Here is an 11849-nt window from a genome sequence, read left to right on the forward strand (position 1 = left end):
TGGGTGGCTGACATGGGAAGCGGGGACAAGACCCGTGACCGACCAGTCATAGCGTCGATCCGCGGGAACCGCGAATCGACGCCGATGTCGGCTCAGAGCCGGCGTTTGCGGTTGAGCGTCGGTATGGTGGTTTGCGGAATTTCAACCTGTTTGGCCTGCGCCGAAGTCTGGGCCGCCAGCGCGGCCAAGGTCGGCTGACTGAACAACGTGCGGGCATCAACGTGCAGCCCGGCCTGACGCATGCGCGCCACCAGACTGACCGCCAGCAACGAATGCCCGCCGAGTTCAAAGAAGTGGTCGTTGCGCCCGACCTGCTCCAGTTGCAGCACCTCGGCCCAGATCCGCGCCAGCCGGATTTCGACTTCGCCCTCGGGCGCCTCGTAGCGACGACTGAGCACCGCCTCCGCCCCCGGTGCCGGCAAGGCCTTGCGGTCGACCTTGTCGTTCGGGGTCAGGGGCAATGCTTCGAGCTTCACGTAAGCGCCTGGCGCCATGTACTCCGGCAAACGCTCCAGCACGTGGGCGCGCAAGGTTTCGATGGGGGGCGCGTCGAAGCCTTCGCGTACGGTGAAATACGCCACCAGTCGTTCGTCGCGCACCAGCACCACCGCTTCACGCACCGCCGGATGCTCGATCAGTCGCGCCTCGATTTCCCCCGGCTCCAGACGCAAGCCGCGCAGCTTGATCTGGAAGTCGTTGCGGCCGAGGAATTCGAGGTTGCCGTCCGCCCGGTAGCGCACCAGATCGCCGGTGCGGTACAGGCGATCACCGGCCACGAACGGGCTGTCGATGAAGCGCTCGGCCTGCATGTCCGGCAAGCCCAGATACCCCCGCGCGACCCCGACCCCGCCGATGTGCAAGTGACCGCTGACACCGAAGGGCACCGGTTGATCGTGGACATCCAGCACATAGAGCCGAGTGTTGCTCAGCGCCTTGCCGATCGGCACCACGGCTTCCGGCACCGGTTGATCCGGTTCCAGCGACCAGCCGGTGCTGTCGACCGTAGTTTCGGTCGGGCCGTAGACGTTATGCAGACGCACCCATGGCAGGCGCTCGCGGACGCGCCGGGCCAGTGCGGCACTCAGCTCACCGCCACCGTTGAGCACGTCGGTCAGGCTGGTGCACTGACTGACATCGTCCTGCTCGATAAACTGTTGCAGCAGCGCCGGCACGAACTTGACCACGGTGATCTGCCGTTCGCGAATCACTTGGGTCACATAGGCCGAATCGCGGTTGCCGTCGGGACGCGCCAGCACCAGCCGCAGGCCGGAACACAGCGGCCAGAAAATCTCCCACACCGAACTGTCGAAGCTGAACGGCGCCTTCTGCAACAGCGCGCCGTGCTCGGTCGGCGGGCTGATCTGCGAGCCCCAGTGCACCATGTTGCAGGCGCTTCGATGCTCGATCATCACGCCCTTCGGCGTGCCGGTGGAGCCCGAGGTGTAGATCATGTAGGCCAGATTCGCAGCGCCCAAACCCGGTACTTGCAGATTGTCGGCAGACGCGTGCTGCCAGGTGCAATGGTCGAAATCAATGACCGGCACACCCGGATCGCCCAACAGATTGCAGGTGGCGTCATGGACCAGCACCGCCACCGGGGCGCTGTCCTGCAGCATGTAATGCAGGCGCTCCAGCGGATAGTCGGGATCCAGCGGCACATACGCGCCGCCCGCCTTGAGAATGCCGAGCAGACCGATTATCAGATCCAGGCTGCGCTCAACACAGATCGCCACCCGGGAATCCGGTCGCACACCTTGTTCACGCAAATGATGGGCTAGACGATTGGCCCGTTCGTTCAACTGGCAATACGTCAGCTGTTGTTCACCGGCCTGCAAGGCGATGGCGTCAGGTCGACGTTGCACCTGCTGCTCGAACAAGGTCTGAAGCGGCTGATCGATCGGGCAATCGACTTCACTGGCATTGAACTCGACCAGCAGTTGTTCAAGCTCCGCCGCCGGCAGGATCGGCAAGCGATTCAGCAGCTGTTGCGGGGTTTGCTCAAGGGCATCGACCAGCGCCTGCAACGCGGTTTGTACGTAGTCGCCGATGCGCTGGGCGCCGATGCTGGTCAGGGTTCGCGTGGTGATCTGCAAGGCGCTGCCCAGATCATCGACGCTCAGGGTCATCGGGTAGTTGGTGCGCTCTTCGTTCTCCAGGGTCTGGATCCCTTGCCAGGCTGGGTCCGACGCCGATTCCTGGGCCTCAAGGTCGGTATGTCGATAGTTGAGCAACGCACTGAACAGCGGTGCCGGCGACGCAACGCCGCTGCAACGCTGGGCCAGCGCCAGTGACGCATGTTCGTGCCCGAGCAGGTCGGTCAGTCGGGCGTGGGTCAGCAGCACGGCATCGCGCACACCCCGGTCCATGTCCACCCGCAGTGGCAAGGTGTTGATGAACACCCCGAGCGCCCGATCCGCACCCTCGCCGCCTTGCATCCGGCCCATAAAAACGCTGCCGAACACCACATGTTCCTGCCCGGAAGTCGCCGCCAGCACCTGCGCCCAGGTCAGGTGAATCAGGCTGGCCACGCTGACGCCAGCCTGTCGCGCCTGAAGGCGCACGCGCCGGTCCAATTCAGGTGCAAGCGTGCGCACGGCTTCGTCGATCCCGCGCCCGTCACCCTGCACATCCTGCAAACCGAACGGCAGGGTCGGCTCGTCGATGTCGGCGAGCATTTCGCGGAAGAACGCTTCATGCTCCTGCTCGCTGACACCGAGTCGGGTCTGGGCCACGTAATTGCGATACGGCACCGCTGGCGGCAGCGGTTCATCGAGCCCCAGCAGGTTGGCGCGCATTTCATGGCGCAAGACTTCCAGGGCGATGTGATCCAGCGCCAGATGATGGAACAACAGAATCGCCACGATCCGCCCGAGGGCTGGGTCGCGGGCATACATCAGCCGGATCAGCGGCGCCTGACTGACGTCGATGCGATAGCGACGAGCATCGAAACGCGCATGCAGTTGCGCGAGGACATCGCCCCCGGCCGGATCGAGGGTGATTTCCTGCACCGGCAGTTCGGCTTCGCGCCAGACCACCTGCACCGGGGTGGTCAAGCCCTCCCAGACCACCGCAGTGCGCAGGATGTCGTGTCGCGCCATGACCTGACGCAGCGCGGCCGCATAAGCCTCGACCCGCTCGACGCTGTCGAACGCCAGTTGCGATTGCAGCAGGTACGGATCGCCCTGCGCGGCGGTGATGTGGTGATAAAGGATGCCTTCCTGCAACGGCGCCAGCGGATAAATGTCCTGCACGTTGGCCGCCCCGCCCGGCACCGTGGCGATGATCCGGTCGAGGGTTGCCTGATCCAGTTGCACCAACGGCAACAGATCCGGGGTGATCTGCGTGCAACCCGGCGGAATACGATTGGCCGGCACTTCGACTTCGCGACCACTGCCCACCGACGCGGCCAGCGCCGCCAGGGTCGGCTGGCCGAACAGCACGCGCACATCGCTGCTCATGCCGAGCTGACGCATGCGCTCGATCAGGTTGACCGCCAGCAACGAATGCCCACCCAGTTCGAAGAAGTGATCGTGACGCCCTACTCGCTCGACTTGCAGCACCTCGGCCCAGATCTGCGCCAGGAGGATTTCGACGTCACCTTGCGGGGCCTCGTACTCGCGGCGGATCAACGCCTCCGGCCCCGGCGCCGGCAGCGCCTGGCGATCCAGTTTGCCGTTGGCCGTCAGCGGCAACACCTCCAGGCGCACGTAGGCCGAAGGCAGCATTGCGCTCGGCAGACGGGTTTGTAGATGGGCATGCAGCTGCATTATGTCCAGCGTTTGATGTTCGGTGAACCAGGCCAGCAACTGCCCGTCGCGCACCTGCACCACGGCATCGCGCACCGATTCATGGCTGTTCAACGCCGCTTCGATCTCGCCGGGTTCGATGCGCACGCCACGGATTTTCACCTGATCGTCGTTGCGGCCCAGATACTCGATGTTGCCGTCCGGGCGCCAGCGTGCGAGGTCGCCGGTGCGGTACATCCGCGCGTTGGGCTGATTGCTGAATGGATCGTCGAGAAAGCGTTCGGCGGTCAGCTCCGGCCGGTTGAAATAACCCCGCGCTACGCCGGCACCACCGACGTACAACTCACCGGGAACGCCAATCGGCACCGGACGCTGTCGATCATCCAGCAGATAGGCCGTGGCATTGCTCACCGGTTTGCCGATATGCAGCGTCTTCCCCGGTTCGACTCGGCCCGAGGTGGCGACCACTGTGGCTTCGGTCGGGCCATAGTTGTTGATCACCGCGAACGTCTGCTCGCGGTTGAACTGACGCAGACGATCGCCGCCGATCAACAGTGTGCGCAGGGTCGGGTGTTCGAGGTGGCGACTGAAGGCGTACTCGGCAATCGGGGTCGGCAGGAAACTCACGTCCAGCGGTTGCGCACGCCACCAGTCGAGCAGCGCGTCAATGTCTTCGCTGCCGTCGCGGGACGGCGCCAGGTGCAGGGTCGCGCCGACACACAGCGCGGGCCAGACCTCCCAGGCCATGGCGTCGAAGCCGAAGCCGGCCAGGCTCGAGGTGTGGCGACCCGCGCCCAGGTCGAAAGCCGTGCAATGCCAGTCCACCAGATTCGACAGGGTCCGATGTTCGACCATCACGCCTTTGGGCTGGCCGGTGGAACCGGAGGTGTAGATCACGTAGGCCAGATCCGCGGTGGTCAGGCATGAGACGTCGGGGTTGAGATCGTTGACCGGCCAAGTGCGCGAGTCGATGTCGATCACCGGCACATTCAGCACCGGCAGACGTTCACGCAGATGGCTCTGGGTCAGGACCACGACCGGCGCGCTGTCGCTCAACAAATAGCTCAGCCGTTGCGCAGGATGCGCCGGATCGACCGGCACGTAACCGGCGCCGGACTTGAGGATCGCCAGCAACGCGACCAACGTGTCCAGCCCTCGGCGGGCGACCAGCGCCACGCGGTCATCGGGCTGCACACCGAGGCCGGTCAAGTGATGGGCCAGGGCGTTGGCCTGTCGGTTCAGCTCGGCATAGGTCAGCCGTTGTCCCTGGAATTCTGCTGCCACCGCATCTGGGCGCGCCGCCGCTTGCGCTTCGATGCGCTGATGGATAGTCAGCTCGTTGGGGTAATCCGCGCGCGTGTCATTCCACTCTTGCAGCAACGTCGACTCGGCCGGCAGGTTCAGACTGAAATCGCCCACCGCCAGCGAGGTGTCTTCAAGCCCCTGCTCCAGCACCCACAGCAATCGCTCGCACAGCGCCGCGATTTCATCCGCGTCAAAGTAGGCCTCGTTGTACACCATGTACAAACTGTCCTCGTCATCGCCACGGCTGCTCAACAGGTGCACGGACAGCGGCGTGCCTTCTTCGTGGTTTGACACTTTGACCACCCGTCCCCGGGCCTCTGCGTACCGGTATTCATGGGCGTCCCGCTCGTAGGAGACGGTCACTTCGAACAGCTGTGAACGATCCTCGCGCAGCAGACCCAGCGCGCGGTTCATCTCACTCAGGGGAAAACGCTGATGGCGGAAATCCTGTTTCAGCTCATCACGAACGGCCTTGACCAGTGCACTGAACGCCAGCTCGCGCCCGAACCCCATGCGCACGGCGCTGACCTGAGTGAACAGCCCCAGAGTCGACTTGAAACGGGCCCCGGAACGATTGAGCAACGGCAAGCCCACCACCCATTCATCACGCTGGCCAATGCGGCTGAAATACACATGCATCGCCGCCAGCAGGAAGTGCAACGCCGAAGCCCCGTACTCGAGGGCCACCTGTTTCATGCGTTCGTGAAGGCGTGCCGGAAAGACCTGCGAGAAAATCCGTGTCGGTGCCGTCGCGCCGGCAAAGCGTTCCTGATAGCGCGGCAACAACAGCGGTTCGGGAAGATGCCGGTATTTGTCCAGCCAGTACGCACGGTCACGCGCATAGCGGGCGGACTCGTAATACCGTGCGTCGTCATGAATGAAGTCGACATAGGACGGCGCCGAATCCGGCGGCAGTTGCCCGAGCGCCAAGGCGTTGTAGATCTCGCCGAGGGACTTGAGCATTTCGCCAAAGCCCCAGCCATCGACAATCAGGTGGTGGGCCTGGAGCGAAAACCAATGGCAGCGATCTTCGAGACGGATGAGGCAGAAACGGAACAACGGCCCGCCGTCCAGCGTGAACGGCTGTTCGATGCGCGCCTGAGTCAACTGGCGCGCCGCAACCTCGGGCTCGGGATGAGCACTGAAGTCATGGAACGGCATCGGCACCGGCATCGATGGCGCAAAACGCTGCAACGGCAGACCGTGCTCACCGGCCCCCAACAGCAGACTGGTGCGCAGGGCGTCATGCCGGGCCACGAGGCCTTCAAGGGACGCTTGCATCAACGCAGGATCAAGGGCACCGGTCAGTTCGACGTAACCACCGATGTTGTACACCGGCGAATTCCCCTGACGCACTTGATCGAGCCAGATATCACGCTGGGCAGCCGTCAGCGGGAAGGTTTCGGAAATCGCGGACAGACCGTCCGCCGCATCGGCAGCAAATTGGTTCATAAGATCCGTCTCATGTGATTTGGCGCGTATTCAAGCATCGGCCCCGAAACCCGCATGACACGTGAAACCCGGACAACTCCCCCCTCCTGATGCTGCCCTGCGGGCTGACTGGGCCCGACCCGCCGGCCATCCCTCCAAAAAATCGGAACGAAATGGCTGAAAATCCTGTAGGACAATCGCCATCAACTTGCGCTGACTACGACTTCGCAATCGTGGGACTTGACGCTCTGAACCCGTTTTTCGGGGTTCTCACTGGACCGTACAGATACGTCCTACATGCCTGTAACCTTCCGACTGACAGAAACGTGGCGCCATTAATCCGGAGTTAGTGGCACTTTGTGTCCCCGTTTTCCCCTACAGACGTAGGACAAATGTATAGGCTTAAATCCGGCTGCAGATCGATTTCAAGGAGAAATAATGGATTGGCGGCTTCACAGGTGTATGCACGGCAGATGATTGGGCAATGGCTTTAAATCAGGGATGACAAGGATATGAATCTGACCGGCAGTCTTCGCAACAAGGAAAACCCGCATTTCTACTGGCAACTGGGCGAGTTGATCGCCAGTACGGGGAATGAACGATTCGCCTCCAACATGTTTCAGTTGGTCGACACCCTGGTGCCGGTCAACCGGGTGGATCTCAGCGAATGGACACTCGACGAGCGCCAGGCCAGCGTTGTCGAGATCAAGGCCCTGGGCAGCGCCGGTTTGCCGGATACCTTCCCTCCCCCGGACCCGCTGCAATGTCAGGACGATCATCCGCTGTTAGAGAAGATGATCGAGATGAATGACTCGCTGCTGATTCAACTCAAAGCCTCGCTGCAGCAACGACACCCGCACCACAGCGTCCACCAGTGCAACCTGGTGTCACGCACCTCTAACCGTCGCTGTGTCATCTCGTTCTGTCGCCCTCACACGCACCGGGTGTTTTCCCTGCCGGAGCTGTCGTTTCTCAAAAGCCTGTCCGACACCCTGCTGCCGTTGATCGAGCGTCACGCGCAGATCCGTCGGCAAATCCTCGCCCGACAACCGCGCCCACTCCAGGCCGATCAGGAGCAGACACCGTTGCAACAGGTGTTCGACGAGCGCCTGGCGTTGGGCGACATCACCTTGTCAGTGCGTGAGAAGGAAGTCTGCCTGGGCCTGCTGACCGGCGGCACCGTGCCGCAGATGGCCGAACGTTTGAGCGTCAAGAACAGCTCGATCGAGACTTACCTCAAACGCGCCGCGGCCAAACTCGGGGTCAGTGGGCGTCACGGTCTGGCGAAATGGATGGCCGGGGCCTGATCCGGCGTTTTCTCAATTACCGGCGTTCGCGCCCACTCCTGTTTGTGAACGAGGCTGTTTGATGTCCAGGTTGCCGATCTCCATGCTGTCCATGGCGTTGCTGATGGGCGGCTGCTCGCTGATTCCCGATGACCAGCGTCCGGCGTCACCCAGCGCGGCGCAGTACCCAAAAGGCCCCGCTTACCCTGCGTCAACCGAGACCGCGACCGCTGTCGAGGACTGGCGTGGGCTGTTCAATGACCCTGCGTTGCAGCAATTGATTGAAAGCGCACTGGTCAACAACCGTGACCTGCGCGTTGCGGCACTGAACGTCGAAGCATTCCAGGCGCAATACCGCATCCAACGTGCCGATCTGCTGCCGGCGGTTTCAGCCAATGCCAATGAGCTGCGCCAACGGGTGCCGGCCAGCGTGACCAGGACCAAAGGGGCGATCACCTCGACCTACTCCGTAAACCTCGGCATCAGTGCCTACGAGCTGGACTTCTTCGGCCGGGTTCGCAGTCTCGGCGAACAGGCGCTGTTGACCTGGCTGTCCACCGAAGAGGCTCGGCGCAGTGCGCAACTGAGCCTGGTGACCAACGTCGCCAACGCCTACCTGACCTGGCGCGCTGACCAGGAGTTGCTGGCCCTGGCCCAGGAAACCCTGGCCGCCGACGAGAAAAGCCTGCACCTGACCACCCGCAACCGGGAGGCCGGCAAATCATCGGCGCTGGATCAGATCCAGGCGCAGACCAGCGTCGACAGCACCCGTGCCAGCCTCGCCCGCTATCAACGCCAGGTCGCCCAAGACTTGAACAGCCTGACACTGCTGGTAGGTGCGCCGGTTCCCGAAACGCTCCCGGCGCTTGCGCTGGACAGTGATCTGGTGGCGCAAGTACCGGCCGGGTTGCCGTCGGATCTACTGCAGCGCCGGCCGGACATTCTCCAGGCCGAATACAAGCTGAAAGCTGCCAACGCCAATATCGGCGCAGCCCGGGCGGCGTTTTTCCCCAGTGTCAGCCTGACTGCCAATGCCGGCACATCGAGTCGGGACCTGTCGGGACTGTTCAAGGGCGGCTCCGGTGCCTGGACATTCCAGCCGCAGATCAACCTGCCGATCTTCAACGCCGGCAGCCTGCGCGCCAGCCTCGATTATGCGAAGTTGCAGAAGGAGATCACCGTCGCCGAATACGAAAAGACCATTCAGACAGCATTCCAGGAAGTCTCCGACGGCCTCGCCGCTCGGGAGACCTATCAGCAACAGCTTCAGGCCCAGCGCGATCTGGTACAGGCCACCCAGGACTACTACAACCTGGCGCAGCACCGCTATCAGACCGGGGTCGACAGCAACCTGACCTTCCTCGATGCCCAACGATCGCTGTTCAGCTCCCGGCAGGGCCTGATCACTGACCGGTTGGCGCAACTGGTCGCACAGGTGAACCTTTACACCGCGCTGGGCGGAGGCTGGAGTGCTGATGAGGCATCAAATCTTCAGTAACTTTATATATACGATGTCAATAAATAGCGTTGCCCACTATTCCATATCGGTCTGAATAACTGTCAGAAGTGACAGTAGAAGATAAACAGGGTGGACTCATATGCTCCCTTTACTCGGAAGTTGCCGAGATCAACGAAGGGAGCACATTCCATGGCGGATAAATTCACTCAGTTCTTGCCCTATGACATCGAGGGTTTCGACCCCGCGACCAAGACCCTTTCCCTGGCAAAGGTCAGCCCCCCCGGCGCGAGGATTCAAACCCTGGCTGGCGCAAACATAGAACAGCTTATCTTTACCGGAACCAACACCTCAGTAGATCTGCACATGACGAATTTCCTGGGTACTCCGACGATGGAATGCACACTTCCCCTGTGGTTTCTGATGAACAACCTGGGCGCTGTCGTCAATTGCCTGTTCCGGTCATCGCCCAGTGGGGTTGTTATCGCTGACGATATGAAAATCGTCCCTTGATACAACTAGAGAGATGGCACCCCTCACCCTGCGTCATGTTTTCTTACACCTTTTGTCGGCAGATCTGACATCCATCGGTGATCAAAAACCGACCTACCGGTTCATTTTGGTATCATGCGCCGCTTTTACGGTTAACCCCCCGCCTGTCTTGTCGACCGGCGGGCTGCAAAGGGCGGTATTAGATGACGGCTTTGTTGACTCGCCGCAAGGTGCTTGCGGGAATGGGCGTGCTCGGTCTGGGCCTGCTCGCCGGCTGCGACACCCGCGGCCAACTGTCGTACAAGTACGGCAAGGATCTGAGTGACAAGATCCTGGGACGCACCTTCAAGCTCAAGGACACCGAAGGCAACACCGTGACGCTGTCGAGCTTTCGCGGCCTGATGCCGATGATCTTCTTCGGTTTCACCCAGTGCCCGGCCGTCTGCCCGACGACGCTGGCCCGCGCGGCAAAAATCAAGAAGCTGATGGGCAAGGACGGCGACATCTTGCAAGTGGTGTTCATCACCCTCGACCCGGAACGCGACACGCCGCAAATCCTCGACACCTACGTCAAGACCTTCGACCCAAGCTTCGTCGCCCTGTACGGGACCCTTGAGGAAACCAAGGCAACCGCCAAGGAATTCGACGTCTTCTACGAAAAAGTCCCTGCCGGCGACACCTACACCCTGTCGCACACGGCCACCAGTTATGTCTACGACACCCGCGGCAACCTGCGCGTGGGTCTGTCCCAATCGCTTTCTGCACAAGAGTGTACGGAAGACTTGCTTACCGTCATGGAGGTCTGCTGATGAACCCTTTTCTGAACAACATCAAACGTGCCGCACTGGGCCTGTCCCTGCTGGGCCTGGCTTTCCAGGTTTCGGCGCAGACCACGGTCGATGATGCCTGGGTCCGTGCAACCGTTCCAAGCCAGTCGGCCAGCGGAGCGTTCATGACCGTTACGGCCGACAGCGACAGCAAGCTGCTCAACGTTGCGTCGCCGGTGGCCAAAGACGTGCAGATTCACGAAATGACCATGAAGAACGACGTGATGAGCATGGGCCCGGTCAACTCGGTCGACCTGCCGGCCGGCAAGGCTGTGAAGTTCGATCCGAATGGCTACCACGTGATGCTGATGGGCCTGAAGGGTCAATTGAAGGAAGGCGACAACGTGCCGCTGACTCTGACCGTGGAAAACGCCAAGGGCGAGAAACAAGCCATCGAAGTCCAGGCGCCGGTGCGCTCGCTGACCAACATGGAAGGCCACGATCACAGCAAGATGCATTGATCTGACTGAGCGGTAAAAAAGGGGCGGCCCTATCGATGATCAGGCCGCCCCTTTTTTTGAGCATGTGCTCGCACCCGTAGCTTCAACGCCAACCGATCTTGCCGCTCAACAGCGGTTATTCGATATTTCGAGCCAGCGCATCAAGAACGACGTCTCGCTGGTATTGCTGAGTGATCATCCTCTCGACATGCCTTGCAAACCCTGCACTCCAGCGTTTCTTTCGTACGACTTTGCCTATACGCAGGAACACATAAAGTGCTGGCGCCGCCAACAGCCCCCAGCCATCGATATACCAGCCCGCCACGAAACCGAGTAACACTGAACTCCAGAGTTCCAGATTGAAACGCTTGGTTTCGACCAGAGCCTTGTAGAGTTCTTCTGGTCCACCGAGCAAGTGACCAAAGTCGTTGCGCGCGTTGTACAGAAATACATTGGTTGAGGCGCCCGTCACTTTGTTCTGGCCACAGAGGATGTAGACCTCATCATCCGGATGCACTTGAAAGGTCAACGATGAAACGTCGACCGGATATTCATCACCATTATCCGCGCGGACCCAGATGATCCCTTCGACCCGTCCGCGGGGCTCACTGAGCCGGTCAGCGCGTACGACCACCCCTTCCCAACTCCAGAATTCGATCTGGACGCTGCCGTAAATGTAATCTTTCATGCCTGTCCCTTGGTGAATCGATATTCCGGATAATCCAGGCGCTGCAAGCGCCCGTTTTTCAAAGGCATCTCGCCAGCAACGGTGTGACCTTGCCCCGGGTCGCTTCACGCACATAACGCCTGCTCGGTTTCTCCATGTGAACGCTTGCATGCCTGCTCCTTGAGAGTTCCACGCTGGA

The 11849-nt window shown here is 61.3% G+C and carries 7 protein-coding genes; 5 read left to right on the forward strand and 2 right to left on the reverse strand.

Annotated elements, in window-relative coordinates; genetic code table 11:
- Positions 1–92: 92 nt before the first annotated feature.
- Positions 93–6503, reverse strand: coding sequence for a non-ribosomal peptide synthetase (locus tag J5M72_RS14405; protein ID WP_207865996.1), 6411 nt, complete (start codon positions 6501–6503; stop codon positions 93–95).
- A 491-nt stretch (positions 6504–6994) separates the two neighbouring features.
- Between J5M72_RS14405 and J5M72_RS14410 the strand changes: the two genes are divergently transcribed.
- The 5 genes from J5M72_RS14410 to J5M72_RS14430 all read left to right on the forward strand — a co-directional run bounded on the left by J5M72_RS14410 (position 6995) and on the right by J5M72_RS14430 (position 11004).
- Positions 6995–7789, forward strand: coding sequence for a helix-turn-helix transcriptional regulator (locus J5M72_RS14410; protein ID WP_207865998.1), 795 nt, complete (start codon positions 6995–6997; stop codon positions 7787–7789).
- Between the two features lie 61 nt (positions 7790–7850).
- Positions 7851–9266, forward strand: coding sequence for an efflux transporter outer membrane subunit (locus tag J5M72_RS14415; RefSeq protein WP_207866000.1), 1416 nt, complete (start codon positions 7851–7853; stop codon positions 9264–9266).
- A 150-nt stretch (positions 9267–9416) separates the two neighbouring features.
- Complete coding sequence (locus tag J5M72_RS14420; RefSeq protein WP_207866001.1) at positions 9417–9737, forward strand: hypothetical protein; 321 nt, start codon at positions 9417–9419, stop codon at positions 9735–9737.
- Between the two features lie 182 nt (positions 9738–9919).
- On the forward strand, positions 9920–10525 hold the full coding sequence (locus J5M72_RS14425) for an SCO family protein (protein ID WP_169429918.1): 606 nt from the start codon (positions 9920–9922) through the stop codon (positions 10523–10525).
- On the forward strand, positions 10525–11004 hold the full coding sequence (locus J5M72_RS14430) for a copper chaperone PCu(A)C (RefSeq protein ID WP_169429917.1): 480 nt from the start codon (positions 10525–10527) through the stop codon (positions 11002–11004). The genes J5M72_RS14425 and J5M72_RS14430 overlap by 1 nt, the downstream gene beginning before the upstream one ends.
- Before the next feature lie 115 nt (positions 11005–11119).
- On the opposite strand, the gene J5M72_RS14435 is transcribed toward J5M72_RS14430, so the two are convergent.
- Positions 11120–11671, reverse strand: coding sequence for a hypothetical protein (locus J5M72_RS14435; protein WP_169429916.1), 552 nt, complete (start codon positions 11669–11671; stop codon positions 11120–11122).
- Positions 11672–11849 lie beyond the last annotated feature (178 nt).

It is taken from the genome of Pseudomonas sp. 58(2021), from assembly GCF_017491585.1.
GTDB lineage: Bacteria > Pseudomonadota > Gammaproteobacteria > Pseudomonadales > Pseudomonadaceae > Aquipseudomonas > Aquipseudomonas fluorescens_BT.